Origin of the sequence: Streptomyces sp. NPDC087422, assembly GCF_044744145.1 — a bacterium.
Lineage (GTDB): Bacteria > Actinomycetota > Actinomycetes > Streptomycetales > Streptomycetaceae > Actinacidiphila.
Genome location: NZ_JBIUXT010000009.1, coordinates 168,420 through 193,591, shown reverse-complemented (window position 1 = coordinate 193,591; position 25,172 = coordinate 168,420). Strand labels below are relative to the sequence as shown.

The 25,172-nt window shown below is 72.1% G+C and carries 21 protein-coding genes; 4 read left to right on the top strand and 17 right to left on the bottom strand.

The window, feature by feature from the left end:
- Positions 1 to 11: 11 nt before the first annotated feature.
- The 6 genes from trmD to proS form a co-directional block, all read right to left on the bottom strand.
- Entirely contained in the window at positions 12 to 833 is an 822-nt protein-coding gene (gene trmD, locus ACIO6U_RS26905) for a tRNA (guanosine(37)-N1)-methyltransferase TrmD (protein WP_401722971.1), read from the bottom strand.
- A 1-nt stretch (position 834) separates the two neighbouring features.
- Positions 835 to 1,476 (bottom strand): ribosome maturation factor RimM, encoded by a 642-nt coding sequence (gene rimM, locus ACIO6U_RS26900; protein ID WP_401722969.1) that lies wholly within the window; start codon positions 1,474 to 1,476, stop codon positions 835 to 837.
- Positions 1,477 to 1,590: 114 nt separating this feature from the next.
- A complete protein-coding gene (locus tag ACIO6U_RS26895) occupies positions 1,591 to 1,830 on the bottom strand; it encodes an RNA-binding protein (protein WP_355346386.1) in 240 nt (79 codons plus the stop codon).
- 2 nt (positions 1,831 to 1,832) lie between these two features.
- Entirely contained in the window at positions 1,833 to 2,285 is a 453-nt protein-coding gene (gene rpsP, locus ACIO6U_RS26890) for a 30S ribosomal protein S16 (RefSeq protein ID WP_355346383.1), read from the bottom strand.
- A gap of 149 nt (positions 2,286 to 2,434) precedes the next feature.
- Entirely contained in the window at positions 2,435 to 3,025 is a 591-nt protein-coding gene (locus tag ACIO6U_RS26885) for a hypothetical protein (RefSeq protein WP_188281222.1), read from the bottom strand.
- Positions 3,026 to 3,223: 198 nt separating this feature from the next.
- Positions 3,224 to 4,636 carry a proline--tRNA ligase gene (gene proS, locus ACIO6U_RS26880; protein WP_355346380.1) on the bottom strand — a complete coding sequence of 471 codons (1,413 nt, stop codon included), beginning with the start codon at positions 4,634 to 4,636 and terminating at the stop codon, positions 3,224 to 3,226.
- A gap of 212 nt (positions 4,637 to 4,848) precedes the next feature.
- On the opposite strand from proS, the gene ACIO6U_RS26875 reads away from it, so the two are divergent.
- Positions 4,849 to 5,724 carry an SAM-dependent methyltransferase gene (locus ACIO6U_RS26875; RefSeq protein ID WP_391161454.1) on the top strand — a complete coding sequence of 292 codons (876 nt, stop codon included), beginning with the start codon at positions 4,849 to 4,851 and terminating at the stop codon, positions 5,722 to 5,724.
- A gap of 263 nt (positions 5,725 to 5,987) precedes the next feature.
- The gene (locus ACIO6U_RS26870; protein WP_401722964.1) at positions 5,988 to 6,494 is read left to right on the top strand and encodes a DUF402 domain-containing protein; all 507 of its coding nucleotides are present in this window, start codon (positions 5,988 to 5,990) and stop codon (positions 6,492 to 6,494) included.
- Positions 6,495 to 6,552: 58 nt separating this feature from the next.
- Here ACIO6U_RS26870 and ACIO6U_RS26865 read toward each other — a convergent pair whose 3' ends face one another.
- The 6 genes from ACIO6U_RS26865 to ACIO6U_RS26840 form a co-directional block, all read right to left on the bottom strand.
- Positions 6,553 to 7,077 (bottom strand): GNAT family protein, encoded by a 525-nt coding sequence (locus ACIO6U_RS26865; RefSeq protein WP_355346371.1) that lies wholly within the window; start codon positions 7,075 to 7,077, stop codon positions 6,553 to 6,555.
- Positions 7,078 to 7,149: 72 nt separating this feature from the next.
- The gene (ffh, locus tag ACIO6U_RS26860) at positions 7,150 to 8,709 is read right to left on the bottom strand and encodes a signal recognition particle protein (RefSeq protein WP_391050350.1); all 1,560 of its coding nucleotides are present in this window, start codon (positions 8,707 to 8,709) and stop codon (positions 7,150 to 7,152) included.
- A gap of 134 nt (positions 8,710 to 8,843) precedes the next feature.
- The gene (locus ACIO6U_RS26855; RefSeq protein ID WP_391161456.1) at positions 8,844 to 11,279 is read right to left on the bottom strand and encodes a [protein-PII] uridylyltransferase; all 2,436 of its coding nucleotides are present in this window, start codon (positions 11,277 to 11,279) and stop codon (positions 8,844 to 8,846) included.
- A gap of 70 nt (positions 11,280 to 11,349) precedes the next feature.
- On the bottom strand, positions 11,350 to 11,688 hold the full coding sequence (locus ACIO6U_RS26850) for a P-II family nitrogen regulator (protein WP_355346362.1): 339 nt from the start codon (positions 11,686 to 11,688) through the stop codon (positions 11,350 to 11,352).
- Positions 11,685 to 13,022 carry an ammonium transporter gene (locus ACIO6U_RS26845; protein WP_391050352.1) on the bottom strand — a complete coding sequence of 446 codons (1,338 nt, stop codon included), beginning with the start codon at positions 13,020 to 13,022 and terminating at the stop codon, positions 11,685 to 11,687. The genes ACIO6U_RS26850 and ACIO6U_RS26845 overlap by 4 nt, the downstream gene beginning before the upstream one ends.
- A 373-nt stretch (positions 13,023 to 13,395) precedes the next feature.
- Positions 13,396 to 14,880: a hypothetical protein gene (locus ACIO6U_RS26840; protein ID WP_355346356.1), complete on the bottom strand. Its 1,485-nt coding sequence runs from the start codon at positions 14,878 to 14,880 to the stop codon at positions 13,396 to 13,398.
- A 311-nt stretch (positions 14,881 to 15,191) separates the two neighbouring features.
- Here ACIO6U_RS26840 and ACIO6U_RS26835 point away from each other — a divergent pair, with 311 nt between their 5' ends.
- On the top strand, positions 15,192 to 15,890 hold the full coding sequence (locus ACIO6U_RS26835) for a bifunctional DNA primase/polymerase (RefSeq protein WP_391161457.1): 699 nt from the start codon (positions 15,192 to 15,194) through the stop codon (positions 15,888 to 15,890).
- Between the two features lie 161 nt (positions 15,891 to 16,051).
- On the opposite strand, the gene ftsY is transcribed toward ACIO6U_RS26835, so the two are convergent.
- Positions 16,052 to 17,260, bottom strand: a complete 1,209-nt coding sequence (gene ftsY, locus ACIO6U_RS26830) for a signal recognition particle-docking protein FtsY (RefSeq protein ID WP_355346350.1) — start codon at positions 17,258 to 17,260, stop codon at positions 16,052 to 16,054.
- A gap of 316 nt (positions 17,261 to 17,576) precedes the next feature.
- On the opposite strand from ftsY, the gene ACIO6U_RS26825 reads away from it, so the two are divergent.
- The gene (locus ACIO6U_RS26825; RefSeq protein ID WP_188281234.1) at positions 17,577 to 18,563 is read left to right on the top strand and encodes an LLM class flavin-dependent oxidoreductase; all 987 of its coding nucleotides are present in this window, start codon (positions 17,577 to 17,579) and stop codon (positions 18,561 to 18,563) included.
- A 100-nt stretch (positions 18,564 to 18,663) separates the two neighbouring features.
- Here ACIO6U_RS26825 and ACIO6U_RS26820 read toward each other — a convergent pair whose 3' ends face one another.
- The 4 genes from ACIO6U_RS26820 to ACIO6U_RS26805 form a co-directional block, all read right to left on the bottom strand.
- A complete protein-coding gene (locus ACIO6U_RS26820) occupies positions 18,664 to 20,079 on the bottom strand; it encodes a sugar porter family MFS transporter (RefSeq protein ID WP_355346347.1) in 1,416 nt (471 codons plus the stop codon).
- A gap of 108 nt (positions 20,080 to 20,187) precedes the next feature.
- Positions 20,188 to 24,063, bottom strand: coding sequence for an AAA family ATPase (locus tag ACIO6U_RS26815; RefSeq protein ID WP_401722956.1), 3,876 nt, complete (start codon positions 24,061 to 24,063; stop codon positions 20,188 to 20,190).
- A 210-nt stretch (positions 24,064 to 24,273) separates the two neighbouring features.
- Positions 24,274 to 24,477, bottom strand: a complete 204-nt coding sequence (locus tag ACIO6U_RS26810) for a hypothetical protein (protein WP_188281861.1) — start codon at positions 24,475 to 24,477, stop codon at positions 24,274 to 24,276.
- Between the two features lie 296 nt (positions 24,478 to 24,773).
- Complete coding sequence (locus tag ACIO6U_RS26805; protein ID WP_355349478.1) at positions 24,774 to 25,055, bottom strand: acylphosphatase; 282 nt, start codon at positions 25,053 to 25,055, stop codon at positions 24,774 to 24,776.
- Positions 25,056 to 25,172: the final 117 nt, after the last annotated feature.

Sequence of the window (25,172 nt, the reverse complement as noted above, 5' to 3'; positions counted from 1 at the left end):
ACAGCAGCGGCTCATTCTTCCACGGTCTCCGGGCTGGGCCCAAATCGGCCGTCGGGGCCGGGCCCCCAGCCGAGGATGGAGAGCATCTCGCGGTCCTTCTTGTCGAAGGCCGCGGGGTCGCAACGCTCCACCAGGTCGGGCCGGTTGGCGACGGTACGGCGCAGCGCCTCGTCCCGCCGCCAGCGCGCGACCTTGCCGTGGTGGCCGCTGAGGAGCACGTCGGGGATGCCGCGCCCGCGCCACTGCGGCGGCTTGGTGTAGACCGGGCCCTCCAGCAGATTGGCCATCGGTCCCGGCGCGAAGGAGTCGTCGCGGTGCGACTCGGCGTTGCCGAGGACGCCGGGCAGCAGCCGGGCCACCGCCTCGGTGATCACCAGGACCGCCGCCTCGCCGCCGGCCAGCACGTAGTCGCCGATGGAGACCTCGTGGACCGGCAGCCGGGTCGCGTACTCGTCGGTGACGCGGGTGTCGATGCCCTCGTAGCGGGCGGGTGTGAAGATCAGCCAGGGGCTGGCGGAGAGTTCGACGGCGAGCGCCTGGCTGAAGGGCCGGCCGCTGGGGGTGGGGACGACGAGCGCGGGGCGGCGGGCGCCCGCCTCGTAGCCGTCGGCGAGGGTCTGGTCGAGCGCCTCGCCCCAGGGGCCGGTCTTCATGACCATGCCGGGTCCGCCGCCGTACGGGGTGTCGTCCACCGTGTTGTGCCGGTCGTACGCCCACCCGCGCAGGTCGTGCACCCGCACGTCGAGCCGCCCGCTCGCCCGCGCCTTGCCGACCAGCGAGACGTTCAGCGGCTCCAGGTACTCGGGGAAGATCGTGACGACGTCGATCCGCATGTCACACGCCGTCCGCGTCGTCGCCGGACGTGGCGCCGTCATCCGTGGCGTCGGCATCAGTGGCACCGTCATCCGTGGCGTCGCCGGACGTGGTGCCGCCCGCGCCCTCGCCGGACGTCGCCACTTCCGCGTCGGCCTCTTCCAGCAGCCCCGGCGGCGGGTCGATCACCGCGCGCTGCTCCTCCAGGTCGATCTCCGGCACGATCTCGCCGACGAACGGGATGAGCACCTCGGTGCCGTCAGGCCGCCGGACGATCAGCAGGTCCTGGTACGGGAGATGGCTGATCTCGGCGATCCGGCCGACCTCGCGGCCGTCGACCGTCACCACGTCGAGGTCGATGAGCTGATGGTCGTAGAACTCCTCGGGGTCCTCCGGCGTCTGCTCCGGGTCGACCTCGGCGATCAGCAGCGTATTGCGCAGCGCTTCGGCGGCGGTGCGGTCGGCGACGCCCTCGAAGCGCAGCATCAGCCGGCCGCTGTGCACGCGTCCGGTGGCGATGGTCAGCGGGCCCGTGGCGGCCGGGTCGGTGGCGAGGACGGCTCCGGGCGCGAGCCGCAACTCCGGCTCGTCGGTCCGCACCTCGACGCTGACCTCGCCCTTGATGCCGTGGGCGCGGCCGATCCTGCCGACTACCAACTGCATGTACGGCTCACTCTCCGACTCCGGAACAGGGATGAAAAGGGTACGAACGCGGCGCGGGCCGGGAGCGGCGACTGCCACCCCCGGCCCGCGCCGGTGTTCTCTGTGTCGGCCCGCTCAGCGAACCTGGTCCACGTCGACGAGGTCGACACGGACACCACGGCCGCCGAGGGCGCCCACGACGGTACGCAGCGCGCGGGCGGTACGGCCGTTGCGGCCGATCACCTTGCCGAGGTCGTCGGGGTGCACCCGGACCTCGAGCACGCTGCCGCGACGCAGGGTGCGCATACCCACGTGCACATCGTCAGGATTGTCGACGATGCCCTTCACGAGGTGCTCAAGGGCCTCCTCGAGCATGCTCAGGCCTCGGTCGACTCGGCCGCGGCCGGAGCCTCGGCGGTGTCATCGGCCTTCTTCTCGGACTTCTCGGACTTCTTCGCCTTCGGGGTGATCGCCTCACCCTTGGGCTCGTCCGCGCTGTCCTTGGCGGCGGCCTCGAAGAGGGCGCGCTTGTCGGCCTTCGGCTCGGCGACGAGCAGCGGTGCCGGGGCATCGAGGCCCTTGTACTTCTGCCAGTCGCCGGTGAGCTTCAGGATGGCGAGCACGGGCTCGGTCGGCTGAGCGCCGACGGAGAGCCAGTACTGCGCGCGGTCCGAGTCGACCTCGATGCGCGAGGGGTTCTGCACCGGGTGGTACAGGCCGATCTCCTCGATGGCCCGGCCGTCACGGCGGGTACGGGAGTCGGCGACGACGATGCGGTAGTGAGGCGAACGGATCTTGCCCAGACGCTTCAGCTTGATCTTGACTGCCACGGGAGTGGGTTCTCCTGGAATTGACGTGTTTGGGCACAGCGGACTTCCACGTGGGGTTGTGGGAGTCGTCGCGCCCGGTGGACGCGTCAGCCGAAGGAGAGAGGGTTCCTGCACGGCTGTCGAGTTCTCGACTGGACATTCTGCCACACTCAGCCGACCCCGACGACCTCCGGGATCCGGAACGGCTGCCCGCAGGCCCCGCACATGATGGGCGCCTGGGCCAGCACCGACGGGACGACCCGGACATTGCGCCCGCAGTCGCACACGGCCTTGACCCGTACCCCGCCGCCCGACGAGCCGTGCCTGGCGGCCGGCCCGCGGAAGGAGCGTGCGGTGTCGGCGGTGGTGGCCACGGTGTGCGCCTTGAGGGCGCGCTGTAGCCGGTCGATGGTGACCCGGTAACGCTTCCGGGTGTCCGGGCGCATCACCACGAGGGAGAAGCCGCTGCTCGGGTGCGGCTCCTCCGCGTGATCGAGGCCCATTTCGTCGGCGATGGCCAGGAATCGGCGGTTGTGGTAGCGGCCGGCACGCGAGGTGTCACGGATTCCGCGGGCAGCGGCGATCCCGTGCACGGCCTCGTGCAGCAGCCTTTCGAAGGAGAGCTCGTTGCCGCAGGCGGACGACGACTCTCCGATCAGGGACTCGGGCGCGGCCAGGTCGGGCAGCTCGGGATGGTGCCGTTGAATATCGGCCCAGGCGACTGCCAGCTCGGCGGCGAGAACAGGTGGTGTCGTGCTCACGCCGTGACAACGAGCCGGGCGCTCCCGGTGTTCCGATACCGGGCTACCGTAAATAATTTGCACTGATCGGTCAGTTCCGGATGATGCGCATGACGAAGGGCGGGTGTGCAGGTCTGTGGAGAACCCGCGCACCCGCCCCATCGACGGACGATTCACATATAACGCACGCCGCTTTTCGGTCAGCGGACGCGAGCGGCCTCAGTAGGCGCGCGCGACGATCGCCAGCGTGCCCGGGGTGTCGTCGGCGTCCGGCACCGAACCGTCGGGCGCGACCAGGCAGCGTACGGAAACGCCCTGCTCAGCCAGCTTGGCCTCGCCCTCGGGACCGAGGTCGGCCCAGGGGATGCGGGCCCAGCCGGTGGCGGCGGCCTCGGCGGCCTCCTCGATCGTCGTGACGTCCACGGTGCGGGACGTCCGGCGCTCGCGGGACTCGCGCAGCAGCGTCGCCTGGTCCTCTTCGAGCACCTTGGGCAGCAGGTCGGCCAGGGTGTCGATCGCGACCGGCTCCTTGCCGCCGGGAATCCGGCGGGCCAGCATCGCGGTGCCCGCCTCCAGGTCGCGCGGCCCGATCTCGACGCGGACGGGCACGCCCTTCAGCTCCCAGTCGACCGCGCGGCGGCCGAAGGGGGTGTCGGTGCGGTCGTCCACGTGCACGCGCAGCCCGGCCGCGCGCAGCGTCTCGCCGATCTCCCGCACCTTGGCGACGACCGCCTCGTCGCCCTTGATCGCCAGCACCACGACCTGGGTCTGCGCGAGCCTCGGCGGCACCCGCAGCCCGTTGTCGTCGCCGTGCGTCATCACCAGGGCGCCGATCATCCGCGTCGTGCTGCCCCAGGACGTCTGCCAGACGTGCTCCTGCGTGCCGTCCTTCGACAGGTACTGCGTGTGGAACGCCTTGGCGAAGTTCTGCCCCAGTTCGTGGCTGGTGCCGAGCTGGAGCGCCTTGCCGTCACCCATCATCCCTTCCAGGGTGAGGGTGTTGATCGCGCCCGCGAACCGCTCCTTGGCGGTCTTGCGGCCGAGGACGACGTCCATCGCCAGCACGTTCTCCATGAAGTCCGCGTAGACGTCCTTCTGGATCCGGGCGGCGTAGGCGCGCGCGTCCTCGTACGTGGCGTGGGCGGTGTGGCCCTCCTGCCAGAGGAATTCGGTGGTGCGCAGGAACAGCCGCGGGCGCAGCTCCCAACGGACCACGTTCGCCCACTGGTTGATCAGCAGCGGCAGGTCGCGGTAGCTCTGCACCCACTTGGAGAAGTACTCGTTGATGATCGTCTCGGACGTGGGCCGGACGACGATCGGCTCTTCCAGCTCCTTGCCGCCGGCGTGCGTCACGACCGCGAGCTCGGGCGCGAAGCCCTCGACGTGCTCGGCCTCGCGCGTCAGGTACGACTGCGGGATGAAGAGCGGGAAGTACGCGTTCTGCGCGCCCGCTTCCTTGATCCGCGCGTCCATGTCCTGCTGCATCCGCTCCCACAGGCCGTAGCCGTAAGGCCGGATGACCATGGTGCCGCGCACCGGGCCGTTGTCGGCCAACTCGGCCTTGCTGATCAGGTCCTGGTACCAGCGCGGGAAATCGTCCGCCTGGGGGGTGAGAACGGGAGCCTTTGCCATGACGCAGATGTTACGGCCCCGCCCGCCCCGAGCGTGAATCGGTCCGGTCGGCCCCGGGACCGGTGCGGCGCCTGGGCGGGTAGTTCCAAAAATGGGCACTCCGGACCCTGGACGGCGTCGGGATTCAGCAGTTGTCTGGCTTTCGGGGACGCAAGCGGCAGGTACGGCACCACGGGGGCAAAACGACGGCGCACATCTGATTGGGGCGGTCGATGGCTTCTACGCTCTATCGCGGAACCAGGTCCGACGCGGAAAGCAGGGCGCGGGACTGGGCGGAGATCCAGGAACGGATGCTCGTCCCGCTGTACGAGAGCGTGTACGACCGGCTGGAGGTCGGCGCGGACACCCGGTTACTGGGCCTCGGCTGCGGCGCGGGGCTCGCGCTGCTGCTGGCGGCGGACCGGGGCGCGGCCGTCACCGGCTTCGAGACGGACGAGCAGCGGCTGGCGCTGGCCCGCGAGCGGCTGCTTCCCGCGCATCCCTGGGGCGGACCGGCGCGCGCCCGGGGCAGGACGCGGCTGACGGCGGGTGTTCCGCACCGGCTCACCGGCGGCTTCGACCTGGTCACGGCCTTCGACCCGGCGGCTCCGGCGGCCGAGTTGCTGCCGTCGCTGTGCGCCGCCGCGGCCACGGCGGACCCGGACACCGCGATCGTCCTGGCGGGCTGGGGTCCGCCCGAGCGGTGCGCGACCTCGCGGGTCCTGCGGGTGGCGACCCGGCTGGCGGAGCCGCGCGGGCCCGCCGCCCGGGAGGTACGGCTCAGCGGCCGGGACGACCTGGAGAATCTGGCGCTCGCCGCGGGGCTGCGCCCTGACGGCTCGGGGCGGGTGTCCTGCCCCTTCGGCTACCCGGATCTGCCGAGCGCGGTGCGCGGTCTGCTCTCCACCGGGCTCTTCGACGCGGCGGTCGAGGCCACCGACCGGCAGCAGGTCGACAAGGAGATCGCCGAGGCGCTGCACCCGTACCGGCGGCCGGACGGCTCGGTGCGGATGGAGAACGTCTTCCGGTATCTGATCGTCCGCACGCCGGACGCGGGTGATCCCGGCGCAGACCGGCCCGGCGGGCAGGCCGCGCGGAGGCGGGCGTAGGCGGGCGTAGGTAAAATCTTGCCCCGCTCCGATAACGGGTCCGCGTCCGAACCCGCGCCGGCGTCGTATACGAAGCGGCGCACGCGGTCCGGCCGGCCCACCCGCCGAAACCTCGCGGGGCCGTAGGAATCCGATGGTCCGCGGGTATCCGGTGGCCCGCGCAGAACCAGGCGGTCCGCAGGCATCCGGTGGCTCGCGGGGAACCAGGCGGTCCGCGGAAATTCGGTGGCCCGCCCCGCCGCGCGTCGGACAGGGTCGGCGGCATGCCCGACACTCCCCCGCCGCTCCCGGCCGCCGCCCCGACCACCGTCCGCCTGACGAAGGCCGGCCGTGAGAAGCGCCGCTATCCCGCGACCGTGCTGCACGACGACGGCGTACGCGTGACCGTACGCGCCGACTGGGCGGCGCCCGAGGCCAGGGACTTCGGCTTCGTCCGCTTCGAGCCCGGCGACGTGTTCACCGAGACCTACTGGCGCGACCGCTGGTACGCCGTGAAGGAGGTGCGCGACGGGCGCGGCTGCCTCAAGGGCTGGTACTGCGACATCGCCAGGCCCGCGCTCGTGGCCGCCGACGGCCTCACCGTCGAGGATCTGGACCTCGACCTGTGGGTGTCCGCCGAGGGCACGGCCGTACTGCGCCTGGACGAGGACGAGTTCGCGGCGAGCGGCCTGCCGGGCACCGACCCCGAGGCCGCGCGGCGGGCCGTGCGCGCGCTGGACGAACTGGAGGCGCTGGCACGGGCCGGAGGGCTGCGCGGGCTGCTGGCCTGAGCGCCGGGCCCTGCGACCGCACCCCTACGGATACGGATACGCGTACGGCGGCCGGTCGTCAGTCGGACGGCAGGCCCGGCCACTCCTCGGCGGTGAGCGCGAACCGCTCGTGGTCGCGCCACGCGTCGTTGATGAAGAGCATGCGCGGCGAGAAGCCCTCGTGGCGGAAACCGAGCCGCTTGGCCATCGCGACCGAACGGCTGTTGTCCGGCTGGACGTTGATCTCCAGGCGGTGCAGCCCGAGCCCGTTCGGATAGCTGGTGAAGCAGCGGTCCACCACCAGCCGCAGCCCCTCGCTCATCCGGCCGGTGCCGTTGTACGGCAGGTAACTGTCGTAGCCCAGCGCGGCGTTGCGGAAGCGGGCCCGCACGATGTTGGCGACATTGCACTTGCCGACCAGGCCGCCGTCCTCGTCGTTGAAGATGAGGAAGGTCCGCAGCTCGCCGCCCTGCTGCCGCAGCAGCTCGTGGAAGCCGTCCGGGTCCACCGGATTCCACGGTCTGAGGTGTTCCGCCGAGCGCAGCACCGCCGCGCGGTGGGCTTCGGCGTCTGCGGGCCTGGGCTCTCGAATGGAAACGCGCATGCGCCCATCATCGCCTCCCGGACGGCGTGCGCGCCTGCGGGATGCGCACGCCGCCGGGTCCCGTCGCCGGGCTCAGCCCATGAACTTCTTGAACTCGTCGGGCAGTTCGAAGTTCTCGCCGCCCGGGGGCAGACCGAACGGGCTGTCGCCCTCCTGCCCCTGGCCCTGCTGCTCGCGGCGGGCGGCGGCAGCCGCGGCCTCCGCCTTGCGCTTCATCGGGTTGCCCGACTGCCGCTTGCCCTTGGCCTGCTTCTGCTGCTTCTTCTGCCGCCCCGGACCGCCGCCCATGCCCGGCATCCCCGGCATTCCGGGCATGCCGCCGCCCTGGGCCATCCGCGACATCATCTTGCGCGCCTCGAAGAACCGCTCCACCAGGCCCTTGACCGCGCTGACCTCGACGCCGGAGCCCTTGGCGATACGGGCGCGGCGCGAGCCGTTGATGATGTGCGGGTCCTGCCGCTCGCCGGGCGTCATCGACTTGATGATCGCGGCGGTGCGGTCGACGTCCTTCTCGTCCAGATTGTTGATCTGGTCCTTGATCTGGCCCATGCCCGGCAGCATGCCGAGCAGCTTGGAGATGGAGCCCATCTTGCGGACCTGCTCCATCTGGGCCAGGAAGTCGTCGAGCGTGAAGTCCTTGCCGCCCTTGCTGCTCTGCAGCTTGGCGGCCATCTTCTCGGCCTCGGCCTGGCTGAAGGTCTGCTCGGCCTTCTCGATCAGCGACAGCATGTCGCCCATGCCCAGGATCCGGGAGGCCATCCGGTCCGGGTGGAAAGCGTCGAAGTCGTCCAGCTTCTCGCCGTTCGACGCGAACATGATCTGCTTGCCGGTGACGTGCGCGATCGACAGCGCGGCGCCGCCTCGGGCGTCGCCGTCCAGCTTGGACAGCACCACGCCGTCGAAGCCGACGCCGTCGCGGAACGCCTCCGCGGTGTTGACCGCGTCCTGGCCGATCATCGCGTCGACGACGAAGAGGATCTCGTCGGGGCGTACGGCGTCGCGGATGTCCGCGGCCTGCCGCATCAGCTCCTCGTCGACACCGAGGCGGCCCGCGGTGTCGATCACGACGATGTCGTACTGCTGGGTCTTCGCGAACTCGATGGAGTCCCCGGCGACCTTGACGGGGTCGCCCACCCCGTTGCCCGGCTCGGGCGCGTAGACGGCGACGCCCGCGCGCTCGGCGACGACGCTGAGCTGGTTGACGGCGTTGGGGCGCTGGAGGTCGCAGGCGACCAGCAGCGGGGTGTGTCCCTGGCCCTGGAGCCACTTGCCGAGCTTTCCTGCGAGCGTCGTCTTACCGGCGCCCTGGAGGCCCGCGAGCATGATCACGGTCGGCGGCTGCTTGGCGAACCTCAGGCGGCGGGTCTCGCCGCCGAGGATGCCGACCAGTTCCTCGTTGACGATCTTGACGATCTGCTGCGCGGGATTGAGCGCCTTGGAGACCTCCGCGCCCAGGGCGCGCTCCTTGACGTTCGCGATGAAGGAGCGCACCGCGGGGAGGGCGACGTCGGCTTCGAGCAGCGCGATCCGGATCTCGCGCGCGGTGGCATCGATATCCGCCTCGGACAGACGGCCTTTGCCCCGGAGGTTTTTGAAGGTTGCTGCAAGGCGGTCGGAGAGGGTATCGAACACGTCGGTCGTGGATCCTCGCGTCGGGGGTGGGCGGTGGTCGTCCTCAAGGGTACTTGGCCGACCCCCGTTCGGTTCGCCCCGGATTCATTGTCGCCGCCGCGACCGCGATTCATCGCCGCCGCGCGACCGCCCCCTCACCGCAGCGCCTTCTCGACCTGGCGGGCCACCTCGGCCGCGCGGGCGGGCGGCAGCGGCTCGCCGTCCTTGCCGACCACGTAGAAGGCGTCGACCGCGTTGGCGCCCAGGGTGGAGATGCGCGCGGAGCGGACGGTGACGGCGGTGGCGGTCAGGGCGAGGCCGATGCGGTGCAGCAGGCCGGGGGCGTCGTGGGCGCGGACTTCGAGGACGGTGGCGGTCTGCGAGGTGCCGCCGGGAGCGACGCTGACGCGGGGCGGCGGCGGGGTGATGCCGCGCCGCCGCGGATAGGCGGCCTCCCGCTCGGCGAGCCTGGCCTCGATGTCCAGGGTGCCCTCGACGGCGCGGGCGAGGTCGGCGCGGAGCCTGGCGGCCTCGGGCAGCGCGCCGTACTCGGCGGAGACCCGCCAGGTCAGCAGCGCGATCGGGCCCTCGCCGAGGGGGTCGACGGCGCGCAGGTCGGCGGCCCTGACGGTGAGCCGGTGCAGGGCGAGGACGCCCGCGGCCTGGGCGACCAGGCCGGGCCGGTCGGGGACGGCGAGGACGAGTTCCACGCCCAGCGCCTCGTCCTGGGCGTCGCCCTCGGCCTCGGGCTCGGTGTGGGCGTGCAGCGCCAGCACCGGGCCGCCGGTGCGGGCGGCCTCGATGACCAGGCGTTCCTCCTCGGCGGTGGGCTCGCGGTCGGCGACCTGCGGCAGCGCGCCGCTGTCGAGCGCCCCGGCGACCCGGTCGACCAGGTCGGCCAGGAGCGAGGCCCGCCAGGTGCTCCAGGCGGCGGGCCCGGTGGCCAGCGCGTCGGCCTCGGTGAGGGCGGCGAGCAGTTCCAGCGTGGAGGTGTCCCGTACGGTCTCGGCGACCGACCGGATGGTCTCGGGGTCGTCGAGGTCGCGGCGGGTCGCGGTGTCGATGAGCAGCAGGTGGTGGCGGACCAGCAGGGCGAGGGTGTCGACGTCGGCCTCGTGGAAGCCGATCCGGGTGGCGACGTCGCGGGCGATGACCTCGCCCGCCTCGCTGTGGTCGCCGGGCCAGCCCTTGCCGATGTCGTGCAGCAGCGCGGCGGTCAGCAGCAGGTCGGGGCGGCCGACGCGGCGGGTCAGCTCGGCGGCCTGCACGGCGGTCTCCACCAGGTGCCGGTCGACGGTGAAGCGGTGCACGGCGTTGCGCTGCGGGCGGCAGCGGACCCGCTCCCAGTCGGGCAGGAGCCGGGTGATCAGCCCTTCGGCCTCCAGCGCCTCCCAGACCTGGACGGTGGACTCACCGGCGCCCAGCAGCGTCACGAGCTGTTCGCGGGCCTCCCCCGGCCACGGCACGGGCAGCGGCTTGGCCGACGCGGCGAGCCTGCGGACGGCGTGCAGCGACAGCGGCAGCCCGGCCTGGGCCGCGGCCGCCGCGGCGCGCAGCGCCAGTACGGGGTCGCGGTCGGGTCTGGCGGCCAGCGCCAGCACGGCCTCGCCCTCCTGCTCCACGACGCCGTCGGCCAGCGGTACGCGTTCGGGGGTGTGGACGGCGGCGGGGGTCGTACGGCCGCGGCCGAGCAGTCCGCGGCGGCGGGGGCGCTGCTGGCGTGAGCGCAGGACGCGGCCGACCTCGCGCCAGGTGACGTCGGAGGCGTACGCGATCCGCCGGGCGGCCTCGTAGACCTGGCGCAGCAGCGCGTCGGCGTCGAGCAGGCCGAGCGCGTCGGCGACCTGGTCCTGCTCCTGGAGGGCGAGCCGGTCGGTGGCGCGGCCGGTGGCCAGGTGCAGGGCGTCGCGGGCGTCCAGCAGGGTGGTGCGGGCCTCTTCGAGGCCCTCGCGGGGCGCGTCGGCGAGCCAGGAGGCGGCGACGGCCCGCAGCGCGGTGGCGTCGCGCAGGCCGCCGCGGGCCTCCTTGAGGTCGGGTTCCAGCAGGTACGACAGCTCGCCCTGGCGTTCGGCGCGCTCCTGGCACATCTCGTGCAGCGCGGGCAGCCGCTTGGGTGCCTGATTGCGCCAGTCGGCCAGGACGCTGCTGCGCAGGGCCGCGGTGAGCGCGGAGTCGCCCGCGATGTGCCGGGCGTCGAGCAGGCCGAGCTGGACCTTGAGGTCCTCCCCCGCGGTCTGCCGGGCCTCAGCCGGGGTGCGTACCGAGTGGTCCAGGGCCAGGCCGAGGTCCCAGACCGGGTACCAGATGCGGTCGGCGAGGGCCGCGACGGTCTTCTGCGAGTCGTGCAGCAGCACCAGGTCGAGGTCGCTGCGCGGCGACAGCTCGCCGCGCCCGTAGCCGCCGACGGCCAGCAGGGCGAAGCCCGTGGTGCCGGTGGCCGCCGCGGCCTCGGTGGCGAGCTGCGCGAGCCACTGGTCGGTGAGGGCGGCCAGGGCCGCACGGCGCGGCGGCCCGGACCGCGCCTCCTCGTTGAGGAGACGCAGCCGGGCCGCCGCGTAACTGCTGTCCTGCGCTTCGACGCTGTCGGTCACTCGTTCTCCACGCTGGGGGCCAATGGTGTGGTCCTGATGCCCCTCCCGGCGAACACCGCCGGTCACGGCACTAAAGCGCGTCGGGGCCGCGCTCGCCGGTGCGGACCCTGACGGCCGTGTCGACCGGCAGACTCCACACCTTGCCGTCACCGATCTTGCCGGTTCTGGCCGCTTTCACGATCACTTCGATGAGCTGTTCGGCGTCCGCGTCCTCCGCCAGTACCTCTATGCGGATCTTCGGCACCAGGTCGACGGTGTACTCCGCGCCCCGGTAGACCTCGGTGTGTCCACGCTGCCGACCGTAGCCGCTGGCCTCGGTGACCGTGAGGCCGTGGACGCCGAACGCCTGGAGTGCTTCCTTGATCTCGTCGAGCCGGTGGGGCTTCACGACGGCGGTGATGAGCTTCACGCGTCCACCTTCTTGCTGGAGGCGTCCGCCTCGCTGTTCGCACCGGGCACGGGGACGGAGGACCGGCCGCCGACACCCGCGAAGTCGTACGCGGTCTCGGCGTGCAGGACCTGGTCGACGCCGGTGACCTCTTCGTCGTCGGTGACCCGGAAGCCCATGGTGACATCGATGAGCTTGGCGAGGATCGCGGCGCACACCAGGGAGTAGCCGAGGACCGCGCCGACACCGATGAACTGGAGGCCGAGCTGGTGCCAGCCGCCCCCGTAGAAGACGCCCTTGGCGGTCTGGCCGACGCCGCCGGTGGCGAAGAAGCCGATGAGCAGGGAGCCGACGATGCCGCCGACCATGTGGACGCCGACGACGTCGAGCGAGTCGTCGTAGTTGAAGCGGTACTTCAGGCCGACGGCCGCGGCGCAGGCGACACCGGCGATCAGACCGACGGCGATGGCGCCGAGCGGGGAGACCGAGCCGCAGGCCGGGGTGATGGCGACCAGACCGGAGACCGCGCCGGACGCGGCGCCCAGGGTGGTGAAGGAGCCGTGCCTGATCCGCTCGTAGATCAGCCAGCCGAGCATCGCGGCGGCGGTGGCGACCTGGGTGTTGGTGAAGGCCACGGCGGCGACGCCGTCGGAGCCGAGCCAGGAGCCCGCGTTGAAGCCGAACCAGCCGAACCACAGCAGGCCGCAGCCGAGCATGACCAGCGGGAGGCTGTGCGGGCGCATCGGGTCCTTCTTGAACCCGTTGCGCTTGCCGATCACGAGGATGACTCCGAGGGCCGCGGCGCCGGCGTTGATGTGCACCGCGGTACCACCGGCGAAGTCGATGACACCCTTCTTGAACAGCCAGCCGTCGGAGGCCCACACCCAGTGCGCGACCGGGAAGTAGACGACCGTGGCCCACAGGGTGATGAACAGCGCCCAGGCGGTGAACTTGACGCGGTCGGCGAGGGCGCCGCTGATCAGCGCCGGGGTGATGATCGCGAACATGAGCTGGAAGACGGCGAAGACATAGACCGGGATGCCATATCCGGGCCAGAGCTCCGAGATACCGATACCGCGCATGCCCAGCCAGTCGGTGCCGCCCATGAAGCCGCTACCGCTGTCGAAGGCGAAACTGAATCCGTACAGCGTCCAGAGAATGGTGATGATGCCCAGACTGATAAAACTCATCATCAACATGTTCAGGGCGCTCTTGACGCGCACCATGCCGCCGTAGAAGAAGGCGAGACCTGGGGTCATCACCATCACTAGGGCGGCGCTGATCAGCATGAACGCCGTACTTCCGGTATCGAGCTTGGGCGCATCCGCGGCCAGCGTGATGATGGCTGGTGCCATCGGCGTCTCCTCGTCATCCGAACGGCCCGTGCGGGCGGTGCAAGGGTTGGGCCGGTTTTCGCCAAGAGATTCGCTCAGGCGGGTTTCCGACGATGCCGCACGGTGTTTCGGCGCCGTGACGAAGAAGTCGCGCGTGTTACGTGAAGGTGAACCGGCCGTACGTGACCGGAAGGCTGTATACGCGTGTGACGTGGGATGGGATACGAAGCGGATACGGACCGGCCACGAGTCGGGGAAGCCGGTCGGATACCCGTCGGTATACGGGACGGCCGGGACAGGCGTGACAGTAATGCCGCGTTACGCGGAGGGCCGAGCCACAGCGGACGCGGCGGCGTTTACGCGGACGCGTTGACGTGTACGGACGCGGCGACGTTCACGCGGACGCGGCGACTTCCGGGAGCTCCGCCGAGAGCCGGTCGGAGAGCGCGACGACCTCGGCGACATCGCCGTAGTCGCGTACCGCGGACTGGGTGGTCTTGCGGATACGGGTGTTGACGCGCTCGGAGCGGACCCGCTTGGCGACGGTGATGGCGTGCTCGGTGAAGTGCGCGGCCTGCTCGGGGTTCTGCTGGAGCAGGTGCACGGTGGCCATGCCCACCAGATTGAGCGCGTACGCGCGTTGGTGCACCGGGTCGTCGCTGAACAGCTCGACGGCGCGCTCCATGACGGGGTGCGCGAGGGAGGCGTACGTGGGGCTGCGGCCCGCGATGTAGGCGAGGTCGCGGTAGGAGTGCGCGTTCTCCGCGTTCAGCTCGGCCTCGTTGAAGAAGCTGATCCAGGACGGGTCCTCGGCCGGGCGGGAGTCGCTCCAGGTGTCCTCGGCCATCCGGACGGCGCGGTGGCACTTGTTGACCTGGCCCATGTTGGCGTACGCGCGGGCCTCCAGCGAGTGCAGCATCGCCTGGGTGGTGGCGGTGGCCGAATCCCGACTGCCGTACTGCGCGAGGTGGATGAGCTCCAGGGCGTCGTCCGGCCGGTCCAGGTGGATCATCTGACGGCTCATCGAGGACAGGATGAAGGCGCCGAGCGGCCGGTCGCCCGCTTCCTTGGCCGCGTGCAGCGCGAGGACCAGGTACTTCTGGGCGGTGGGCTGGAGTCCGACGTCGTAGCTCATCCATCCGGCGAGCGCGGCGAGGTCGGCGGTGATCCGGTACAGCCTGCGGGCCACGGCCTCGGGCTGCGGTTCCTGGAGCAGGTCGGTGACCTCGTGGAGCTGGCCGACGACGGCTTTGCGGCGCAGGCCGCCGCCGCACTGATTGTCCCACTCGCGGAACATCACGGTGGTGGACTCCAGGAGCTGCAACTCCTGTTCCGACAGCCGCGAGGGGCGTCCCGCGGTGTCGCGGGGCGCGGTGAGCAGCGGGCCGTCGGCCCCCGATGGGCCCTGCGGGCCGCCCGCGGCGGAGCCGGTGGGCACCAGCCAGCGCTGCATGGGCTCGATGAGCGCGGGGCCCGCGGACAGCGCGAGCGAGGCGCCGAGGAAGCCGCGGCGGCCGAGCATCAGGTCGCTGCGGGAGAACTCGTTGATCAACTGGACGGTCTGCGGGCCCGCCCACGGCAGGTCGACGTCGCCGCCCGCGGCGGGCTGGTGCGCGGAGCGCAGCCCCAGGTCCTCGACGGGCACCACGCAGCCGAAGCGCTCGGAGAACAGCTCGGACAGGATGCGCGGGATGGGCTCGCGGGGCTGCTCGCCGTCGAGCCAGCGGCGCACGCGTGAGGTGTCGGTGCTGACGTGGTGGGCGCCCAACTGGCGTGCCCTGCGGTTCACCTGACGGGCCAGCTCGCCCTTGGACCAGCCGCTGCGCACGAACCAGGAGGTCAACTGCGCGTTGGGCTGCTTCTCTTGTGTGCCGCCCACGGTCAAGCCCCCATCCGAACTAGCTCAACCCTTTGGATACCAGGGCTGGTTGAGTCCTGTCGACACCGCACGCACCGCCGTAGGCATGCCTGCGGCACAACCGAGCAGGCGTGCGGACGGCCCTCGTCGGCCTACGAACCGAAAGTAATCCTACGATCACCCGTCCGCGACCGTTGTTGCGGAAACGCCACCATTCGCCACCCCTTCGAATGAACTCGACTATGGCGACAGGCGATTCACTTGACACATGCCGGTCGGACGAGGTCAGGCGGGTGCGTAACCATCGGGCGCGGCGATCCGTTGGAGGTGTCATGGTGTTCACGATCGGCAGCATGCGGGAGATCCGGCAGCAGCGGACCGGAGGGCGGTCCGGGGTTCGGCCCGGCGCGCGCCGGCGAACGCGCGCCGCCGTGTGCACCACTGTCGCGGAGTACACGGGGTTGTGCGGCTGGGCCGTGGTGCCCGGCGCGCGGGCCGCGCGCGGCGGCGGTTCGTGCTCGTGCGGCGCGGACGACTGCAAGGAGCCGGGCGCGCATCCGCTGCCCTTCGCCGACGAGATCCCTGCGGGCACCACGCTTGAGCGGGCCGCCCATGCCTGGTCACAGGTGCCGGGGGCCGCGGTGCTGCTGCCCGCGGGGCGGACCTTCGACGTGCTCGACGTGGCCGAGGCGTCCGGGCGCCGGGCGCTGGTACGGCTGGAGCGGATGGGACTGCGGCTCGGTCCGGTCCTGCTGACGCCGACGGGGCGCGCGCAGTTCTTCGTCGCGCCGGGCGCCGCCGCCGAGCTGCCGCACCTGCTCTACCGGATGGGCTGGGACGACGCGCGCCTCGACCTGCGCTGCCTGGGCCCCGGCGACCATGTGACGGCTCCCCCGTCCGACCTCGGCGGCCACGGCCCGGTCCGCTGGCTGCGCGAGCCGGTCCTCGACTCGGCCGCCCAGCCCCCCGAGGCCCGCCTCCTGCTCGGCACTCTGGCGTACGTCAGCCACCGCGACAGCGCCTTCGCCTGAGCCCTGCCGTCCCGCTCGGCGCTTGCCGCTCGCTCCTCGCCGCCCGCCGCCTGCCGCCTGCCGCCTGCCGCCTGCCGCCTGCCGCCTGCCGTACACAACCAGGTACGAGTAAGGGACGCCCACCTGGGTGAGCGCCCCTTACCGCAGCCGTACGACGGGCCCTAGTCCCCGATGAGCGCGTCCACGAAGGCGCCCGGCTCGAACGGGGCAAGGTCGTCGGCGCCCTCGCCGAGGCCGATGAGCTTGACCGGGACGCCCAGCTCGCGCTGGACGGCGACGACGATGCCGCCCTTGGCGGTGCCGTCGAGCTTGGTGAGGACGATGCCGGTGATGTCGACGACCTCGGCGAAGACGCGCGCCTGGACGAGGCCGTTCTGGCCGGTGGTGGCGTCGAGGACGAGCAGCACCTCGTCGACCGGGCCGTGCTTCTCCACGACGCGCTTGACCTTGCCCAGTTCGTCCATCAGGCCGGTCTTGGTGTGCAGGCGGCCCGCGGTGTCGATGAGCACCGCGTCGGCGCCCTCGGCGATGCCTTCCTTGACCGCGTCGAAGGCGATGGAGGCGGGGTCGCCGCCCTCGGGGCCGCGTACCGTACGCGCCCCGACGCGCTCGCCCCAGGTCTGGAGCTGGTCGGCGGCGGCGGCGCGGAAGGTGTCGGCCGCGCCGAGCACGACGCTGTGGCCGTCGGCGACCAGCACGCGGGCGAGCTTGCCCGTGGTGGTGGTCTTGCCGGTGCCGTTGACGCCGACGACCATCAGGACGGCCGGGGACGTCTCGTGGCTCTCGGTGCGCAGGGTGCGGTCCAGCTCCGGGTCGAGGAGCGTGATCAGCTCCTCACGGAGCAGCCCGCGCAGCTCGTCCGGGGTCCGGGTGCCCAGCACCCGCACGCGGGTGCGCAGCCGCTCCACCAGTTCCTGGGTGGGCGCGACGCCGACGTCCGCGGTGAGCAGGATCTCCTCGATCTCCTCCCACGTGTCCTCGTCGAGGCGTTCGCGGGAGAGCAGCGTGAGCAGGCCCTTGCCCAGCGAGTTCTGCGAGCGCGACAGGCGTGAGCGCAGCCGGACGAGGCGTCCCGCCGTGGGCTCCGGCTGTTCGAGCACCGGCGCCTGGGGGACCTGCACCTCCTCCACGGCGTCGGGCGCGGCGGTCGCGCCGGGCAGGGCGACCTCTTCGATGGTCCTGCGGGGCTCCTCCCGCGGGGCCTCGGCCTCGTCACCGACGTGCGGTTCCGCGGGAGGCGCGGTGACGGACGGGCTGCTCGGCGGCGTCGGCGGGAGCTGCCGCTTCTTGCGGCGGCTGCCGACGACCAGTCCACCGGCGCCGAGGATCACGACCAGGGCGATGACTACGGCAAGGACGACGATTTCCATGGTTTCTTTCGGAGCCTTTCACCAGGTCAGGGCGTGTGCATGCTAGCCCACCGACGCTCGAGACCACCGAGGCGTCACGGCTCGGTCAGGCACACGCGCACGTCAACCGTACGGGAAACCCCCCGCCCGCCCAGGACCCGCGCCTGTATCCACGCCGCGCGGGCGGCGAGCGAGCGGTGCGCGGGCGGCGAGCGAGCGGCGGACCGCGGCCTTCCCGGCCCGCCCCAGCCGTCCCCGGACCGTCGCGGCCCTGTGAATCTGACGCCGCGTCAGCTAATCTCCGGTCGCCCGCATCCGGCGAAGGGGGCCGTCCGCCATGACCGTGACCGTCGTGCGCATGAATCTGATCGATCCGGGGGCCGAGCCGAAGGCACTCGGCGCACGGTACCGGGCGGCCCTGGAGATGGCCAGGTACGCCGACGAGCACGGCGTCACCACCGTGCAGACCGAGGAGCACCACGGCGCGGAGAACAACTGGCTCTCGGCGCCGCTGGCCTTCGCGGGAGCGGTGCTCGGCGCCACCAGCAGGATCTCGGTGACGGTGTCCGCGCTGATCGGGCCGCTGCACGACCCGCTGCGGCTGGCGGAGGACCTGGCCGTACTGGACCTGGTCAGCGGCGGGCGGCTGGTCACGGTGGCCGGGATCGGCTACCGCCCGGAGGAGTACGCGGCCTTCGGCCAGGACTGGCACCGGCGCGGCGCCCTCCAGGACGAGGTGCTCGACACGCTGATCGCGGCCTGGACCGGCGAGCCCTTCGACTACCGCGGCCGGACCGTACGCGTCACGCCCCGTCCGTACTCCCGGCCGCATCCGCCGCTGCTGATCGGCGGCAGCTCACGGGCCGCGGCCCGCAGGGCGGCCCGGCTCGGCCTGCCGTTCTTCCCCAGCGCGCACCTGCCGGAGCTGGCGGCGTACTACGAGGAGCGGCTGGCCGCGTACGGCACGGAGGGCTGGTGCCTGATGCCCCCTGCCGACGTGCCGCTGCTGCACATCGCGGAGGACCCGGACCGGGCCTGGGCCGAGTACGGCGGGCACCTGCTGCACGAGGCGCGTACCTACGCGTCCTGGCAGTCGGGCGACATCCACTCGGCGGTCCGCTCGGCCGCGTCGGGCGTGGCGGAACTGCGCGCGGAGGGCGTCTACCGGATCGTCACACCGGCGCAGTGCGTCGCCCTCGCCGAGGCGGGCGGTGACCAGGCGAGCCTGGTGCTGCACCCGCTGTGCGGGGGCATGCCCGTCGACGAGGGCTGGCGGAGCCTGCGGCTGCTCGCGGAGCAGGTGCTCCCCAAGCTCGCCGCGTAGCCTCCGGGGCCCGCGGCCCGGCACCCGGCACCCGGCACCCGGCACCCGGCACCCGGCACCCGGCACCCGGCACCCGGCACCCGGCGAGCTTGGCGCCCGGCTATCCCATCTCCTCCAGCGTCTTGCCCTTCGTCTCCTTCACGAACACCAGCACGAACGGGATGGAGAGCGTCGCGAAGCACGCGTAGATGACGTACGTGCCCGACAGATTCCAGTCCGCCAGGCTCGGGAAGCTCGCGGTGATGGCCCAGTTGGCGATCCACTGCGCGGAGGCGGCGACGCCGAGCGCCGCGGCCCGGATCTTGTTGGGGAACATCTCGCCGAGGAAGACCCAGACGATGACGCCCCACGACAGGGCGAAGAAGAGCACGAAGCAGTGGGCGGCGATCAGGGCGACCGTGCCCTCGGTGTTCGGCAGGGTGGCACCGGACTTGGACGAGAAGGCCCACGCCTCCAGGGCGAGCGCGACGGCCATGCCGGTGGAGCCGATCAGCGCCAGCGGCTTGCGGCCGATCCGGTCCACGAAGATCATCGCGATCACCGTGCCGATGATGTTCACGATCGACGTGGTGAAGGAGTAGAAGAACGAGCTGCTGGGGTTGATGCCGACCGACTGCCAGAGCGTGGACGAGTAGTAGAAGGCCACGTTGATGCCGACGAGCTGCTGGAAGACCGACAGGCCGATACCGATCCAGACGATCGGCAGGAAACCGCCGCGGGAGCCGAGCAGGTCCTTGAAGGTCGACTTGTGCTCGCGCCGCATGGCGGTCTCGATCTCGGCGACACGGGCGTCCAGGTCGGTGTCCGAGCCCTCGACATCGGCGAGTACGGCCTTGGCGTCCTGCTCGCGCCCCACGGAGATCAGGAAGCGCGGCGACTCGGGGATCGCGAACGACAGCAGCCCGTAGACCACCGCGGGGATGACCATCACACCGAGCATGACCTGCCACGCCTCCAGGCCGACGATGTGGCCGCGCTGGTCGCCGTGGGCGCCCTTGAGGATGGCGTAGTTGACGAGCTGCGAGACCGCGATGCCGAGCACGATGGCGGCCTGCTGGAACGAGGCGAGCCTGCCGCGGTAGGCGGGCGGCGAGACCTCGGCGATGTAGGCCGGGCCGATGACCGAGGCCATGCCGATCGCGAAGCCGCCGATGATCCGCCACAGGGCCAGGTCCCACAGCGCGAAGGGCAGTGCCGAGCCGACGGCGCTGACGGTGAACATCACCGCGGCGATCTGCATGCAGCGGATACGGCCGATCCGGTCGGCGATCCGGCCCGCGGTCGCGGCGCCGATGGCGCAGCCGATCAGGGCGATGGCGATGACCTGGGCGAGCGTGCCGGAGCCGATGTTGTACTTGTCACGGATGGCCTCGACGGCGCCGTTGATGACGGAGCTATCGTAGCCGAAGAGAAAGCCGCCCATGGCGGCGGCGGCCGTGATGAAGATGATGTGGCCGATGTGCTCCGGCAGCGGGTTGTGATCTGCCGAGGCGGAGGCTCGTGCGGTGCTGGTCAAGATGGCTCCTCGGGCTCGGCGGTGAGCCCTCACATGAGGGTCTGGATCTTCGAGTGTCAGCCGACGCGTCGGTCACCACCACTCGGGAACCGGGCCTGACCCGGAGCCCTACGCGGCCGGCTGCTTGCCGTTCCGCAGCCGTTGGCTGATCACCTTGGAGACACCGTCGCCCTGCATCGATACGCCGTACAGGGCATCGGCGACCTCCATCGTCCGCTTCTGGTGCGTGATCACGATGAGCTGCGAGCTCTCCTGAAGCTCCTCCATGATCCGGATGAGCCGCTGGAGATTGGTGTCGTCCAGCGCGGCCTCGACCTCGTCCATCACATAGAACGGACTCGGCCGTGCCTTGAAGATCGACACCAGCATCGCCACCGCGGTCAGCGAGCGCTCACCGCCCGACAGGAGCGACAACCGCTTGACCTTCTTCCCGGGCGGACGCGCCTCAACCTCCACACCTGTGGTCAGCATGTTGTCCGGGTCGGTGAGCAGCAGCCGACCCTCCCCACCTGGGAAAAGCCGCGAGAAGACGCCCTCGAACTCGCGGGCGGTGTCATGGAAGGCGGCGGTGAAGACCTGCTCCACCCGCTCGTCCACGTCCTTGATCACCTGGAGCAGGTCGGCCCGCGTCCTGCGCAGGTCCTCCAGCTGCTCGGTGAGGAATTTGTGCCGCTCCTCCAGCGCCGCGAACTCCTCAAGCGCCAGCGGGTTGACCTTGCCGAGCTGCGCGTACGCCTTCTCCGCCGCCTTCAGCCGCTTCTCCTGCTCGGGGCGGTGGTACGGGCGCGGCTGGTTGCGCGGGTCCTCCGGGTCCTCGGGCAGGATCTCGCCCTCGGCGGGCGGCGACGGCGGCACGAGCTGGTCGGGGCCGTACTCCGCGACGAGCCCCGCGGGCTCCATGCCGTGCTCCTCCAGCGCCTTGGCCTCCAGCTGCTCGATCCGCATGCGCTTCTCCGCGCCCAGCACCTCGCCCTTGTGGACGTCGCCGGTCAGCCGGTCCAGCTCGCTCTTCAGGTCCCGGCCGCGCCGCCGCTCCTGGCCCAGCTCCGCCTCGCGCTCCGCCCTCGCCTGCTCGGCGGCGGCCCGCTCCGCCTCGGCGCGGCCCAGCGAGATCTGGACGCAGTCCAGCAGCGCCCGGGCGCCCTCCACCACGGCCGCCGCGACCGACGCCTCGTAGGCGAGCCGGGCCCTGCGCTGCTGGGCGCGGGCCCGGGTCTCACGCTCGGCGCGCGCCGCCCGGTCCAGGCCGTCGGCCCGGCCCGCCAGGCCCTTGACCCGCTCCTCGTGCGTACGGACCTGGAGCCGCGCCTCCATCTCGGTCTGCCGGGCGTTCGCGCCGTCGGCGGACAGCCGGTCCCGTACGGAGGTGTCCGGCTCCTCTTCGCCGGGCTCCTCCTCGGCCTCGCTCAGCCGGTACGACAGCTCCTCGAACTCCTCGCGGGCCGCCGCCAGCGCCTCCTCGGAGCGGCCCACGGCCGCGGCGGCCCGGTCCGCCTCCCCCGCCGCCGCCCTGGCCTGGCCGCCGAACCGGCCCAGCTGCTGCGCGACCGAGGACTTCTCCTTCTCCGCCGCGCGGCGCAGCTGCGTCAGCGCCTCGACCTCGCGCGTCGCCACCGCCCGGCGCTCCTTGGCGTCCTGCTGCTCGGCCGCCAGGGCCGCACAGCGCGCGTCGAGCTGCTCCAGCTCGGCCGTCGCCTCGTCCACCTGCGCCTGCACTTCCAGCAGGCTGGGCGCCTTCGCCGAGCCGCCCTGCGCGAGATGCGCGGACAGCACATCGCCCTCCGCGGTCACCGCGGTCAGCTCGGGACGCCGCCCGACCAGCGCCTCGGCCTCCTCCAGCGACTCCACGACGACGATCCCGTCCAGCAGCCGCCGCACCGCGGGCAGCAGCTCCCCGTCCGCGGCGACCAGTTCCACGGCCCACCGCGCCTGCCCGGGCAGCCCTGCGGCCTCCGGCCTCGGACCCGGCACACCGGCGCCCGCCGTCGCCGCCGGAAGGCGATCCCCGTCACCGGCCACGGCGGAGCCGCCGCCCGCCTGCCCCGGCAGCGCGGCACGCCGCCCGCCCGCTTCGGCCGCGTCCGGCCCCGGGTCGCCGGAAACGCCCGCGTCTGCCGGGCCCGGGCCCGACCCGCCGGACCCCGCGCCGCCCCCGGAAACGCCCCCGCTCGCGAGGCCCTGACCGTCCCCGTCGGCCGCGTCGCGGGCGGCCTCCGTCGGCGGGCGGTGGTCGCGGGCGACGACGGGCTCGGCGGCCGGGGCCGCGAGGAGGAGGGCCGCGCGGCCCGCGTCCTCTTTGCGGAGCAGGCGCAGCGCGTCCGCGGCGGCGGAGGGGCCGGTGACCGCGACGGCGTCGGCGGCGGCGCCGAGCGCGGCGGCGAGCGGGATCTCGTAGCCGGGGGTGACGCGGAGCAGCGCGGCGGCCGAGCCCAGGATGCCGGGCAGGGCGTCGCGCCCCTCGCCCGCGCTGAGCAGCGCGCCGGTGCCGTCCTTGCGGCGGAGCGACGGCGCGAGCGCGTCCCGGCGGGCGGCGACGGCGGCGCGGCGGCGCTCCGCCGCGGTGGCGGCCTCGCGCGCGGCGCTGAACGCCTCCTCCGCCGCGGCCTGTTCGCGGCGCGCGGCCTGGAACCGCTCCTCCAGCTCCGAGTCGTCGGCGTCCAGGCCGTCGACCTGCGCGCGCAGTTCCTCGTACTCGCCCTGCGCGGACTCCGCCCGGTCGCGGGCCTCGTCGCGGGCGGCGGCGAGGCGGCCGATCTCGGCCTCGGCGGAGGCGGCCTTGGAGCGGGCGGCGTTGACCTGGGCGTGCAGCCGGGCCAGGCCCTCACGGCGGTCGGCGATGGCGCGGGCGGCGGTCCTAAGCCGGGCCTCCTCCTCGGCGAGCCGGCGCTCCAGCTCGGCGCGGTGGTCGACGGTGTCGTCCAGGGCGCGCTGGGCCGCGTCCAGCGCCTCGGACAGCTCGGCCTCCTGCTCGCGGATGCGGGCGGCCTCGCGTTCCATGTCCTCCGGGTCCCGGCCGCGCCGCTCCTCGGCGGGCTGGGACGTGGCGTGCCGGTGCCGCTGCTCGGCGAGGCCGATCGTGCCGCGTACGCGTTCGGCGAGCTGGGACAGCGCGTACCAGGTGGCCTGCGCGTCGGTCAGCCGCGGCGACAGGGCGCGTACCTGCTCCTCCAGGCGGGCCTCGCGCTGGACGGCGGCGGCCAGTTCCGTCTCGACGGCGTCGCGGCGCTCCTTGAGCGCGGCCTCGTCGGCGACCTCGGCGCTCAGCGCCTCCCGCAGCGTGACCAGGTCGTCGGCGAGCAGCCGCAGCCGGGCGTCGCGCAGGTCGGCCTGGATGACGGCGGCGCGGCGGGCGACCTGGGCCTGGCGGCCGAGCGGTTTGAGCTGGCGGCGCAGCTCACCGGTGAGGTCCGTCACACGGGCGAGATTGGCCTGCATCGCGTCCAGTTTCCGCAGCGCCTTCTCCTTGCGCTTGCGGTGCTTGAGCACACCCGCGGCCTCCTCGATGAAGGCGCGGCGGCCCATCGGGTCGGCGTGCAGTACGGAGTCGAGCTGGCCCTGGCCGACGATGACGTGCATCTCGCGGCCGATACCGGAGTCGGACAGGAGTTCCTGGATGTCCAGCAGGCGGCAGGTGTCGCCGTTGAGCTGGTACTCGCTGCCGCCGTTGCGGAACATGATCCGCGTGATGGTGACCTCGGCGTACTCGATCGGCAGGACGCCGTCGCTGTTGTCGATGGTCAGGGACACCTCGGCGCGGCCCAGCGGGGGGCGGCCCGTGGTGCCGGCGAAGATGACGTCCTCCATCTTGCCGCCGCGCAGCGACTTGGCCCCCTGCTCGCCCATGACCCAGGACAGCGCGTCGACCACATTGGACTTGCCGGACCCGTTGGGGCCGACGACGCAGGTGATTCCGGGTTCGAAGCGCAGGGTCGTCGCCGAGGCGAACGACTTGAAACCGCGCAGCGTGAGGCTCTTGAGATGCACGCCGGTCGACTCTACTAGCCGTCCTCGGTTTCACCGAGGAAGGCGCAGGGCACATCATGCGTTAAGAAGCGACGTCCAGGCGGGGAGCGGGTGGGGAGCAGGGCGAGGGGACAGCGCGCGGAATGACGAAAGGGACGCCGAAGCGTCCCTCGCGGATTCTGCAGATTCTCAGGCGGTGTCCGGGGACACCTGTCCGGGCCGGGGACCGGTTCAGGCGAGCACGGGCTCCGCGCGAGATACGTCGATGCTGCTGAGCAGCGACTCTTCGTGCGATGCGACAGTCAGAGCGTCGTTCTCGGCCTGCATCCGGACAAGCTCGGATTCCAGATCCTGAACGCGCTGCTGGAGCCTTCGCATCTCGGCGAGAAGTCGCGGGTCGGGACCGCCGACGTAACCGAGAAGCGCCTTTGCCATGATGGATGGTCCTCCACGCTGAGTGACCGACCGAATGCGGTTTGGGTCGTGGGTGAGGGTTGCTCGCCCGCGCAGGGTGAGTGCCGTGACCGCCGCTGAACAATCCTGGAGCCACGATGCGCGGGGCTTCCAGAGTCTCACCAAATAACGGGACGGTCAACACGATCACAGCCCAGTCGTCGGGTCCGCCTCAGAAAACACGGCGCTGACGGCGCCGCGGGCTGCCCGCGTGGCATAGGGATCATGCTCGATGGGGGCAGCCTGACACGGCGATCGTCGTATGGCAACCAAATTGCTCAGCGGATCTCGAAACCTTCGTATCCGCCCCGCGGCCGGCCCCAGATCTCGGTCACTCCGTCGACCCGTCCGGGCGTGTCCCCGCGGCGCAGCCACTCCAGCAGCCGCTCGCACTGTTCGCGCGTGCCCTCGGCCACGACCTGGACCCGGCCGTCGCCCAGATTGCCCGCGTAGCCGACGAGGCCGCCCAGTTCCAGGGCGGTGGCCCGGGTCCACCACCGGAAGCCGACGCCCTGGACGCGGCCGCGCACCCACGCGGTGAGCCGGACATCTTCGTTCATGTCCGCACGCTATCCCGCCAGTTGGATCAGCAGCACATCGGCGGGCGGCGTCATTCGCTACAGTCACCCGACAACGGGGTCACCCGTTCGGGTTAATCCGCCGAATCGGGCCGCCAG

What these genes read in the sequence shown, in the direction of transcription:
- ACIO6U_RS26870 (WP_401722964.1), top strand. Translation starts at nt 5,988, where the DNA reads ATGCCCGACACTCCCCCGCCGCTCCCGGCCGCCGCCCCGACCACCGTC.
- ACIO6U_RS26805 (WP_355349478.1), bottom strand. Translation starts at nt 25,055, where the DNA reads ATGAACGAAGATGTCCGGCTCACCGCGTGGGTGCGCGGCCGCGTCCAG.
- ACIO6U_RS26845 (WP_391050352.1), bottom strand. Translation starts at nt 13,022, where the DNA reads ATGGCACCAGCCATCATCACGCTGGCCGCGGATGCGCCCAAGCTCGAT.
- proS (WP_355346380.1), bottom strand. Translation starts at nt 4,636, where the DNA reads ATGGCAAAGGCTCCCGTTCTCACCCCCCAGGCGGACGATTTCCCGCGC.
- ACIO6U_RS26875 (WP_391161454.1), top strand. Translation starts at nt 4,849, where the DNA reads ATGGCTTCTACGCTCTATCGCGGAACCAGGTCCGACGCGGAAAGCAGG.
- ACIO6U_RS26895 (WP_355346386.1), bottom strand. Translation starts at nt 1,830, where the DNA reads ATGCTCGAGGAGGCCCTTGAGCACCTCGTGAAGGGCATCGTCGACAAT.
- rimM (WP_401722969.1), bottom strand. Translation starts at nt 1,476, where the DNA reads ATGCAGTTGGTAGTCGGCAGGATCGGCCGCGCCCACGGCATCAAGGGC.
- ACIO6U_RS26810 (WP_188281861.1), bottom strand. Translation starts at nt 24,477, where the DNA reads ATGGCAAAGGCGCTTCTCGGTTACGTCGGCGGTCCCGACCCGCGACTT.
- ftsY (WP_355346350.1), bottom strand. Translation starts at nt 17,260, where the DNA reads ATGGAAATCGTCGTCCTTGCCGTAGTCATCGCCCTGGTCGTGATCCTC.
- trmD (WP_401722971.1), bottom strand. Translation starts at nt 833, where the DNA reads ATGCGGATCGACGTCGTCACGATCTTCCCCGAGTACCTGGAGCCGCTG.
- ACIO6U_RS26865 (WP_355346371.1), bottom strand. Translation starts at nt 7,077, where the DNA reads ATGCGCGTTTCCATTCGAGAGCCCAGGCCCGCAGACGCCGAAGCCCAC.
- ACIO6U_RS26835 (WP_391161457.1), top strand. Translation starts at nt 15,192, where the DNA reads ATGGTGTTCACGATCGGCAGCATGCGGGAGATCCGGCAGCAGCGGACC.
- ACIO6U_RS26825 (WP_188281234.1), top strand. Translation starts at nt 17,577, where the DNA reads ATGACCGTGACCGTCGTGCGCATGAATCTGATCGATCCGGGGGCCGAG.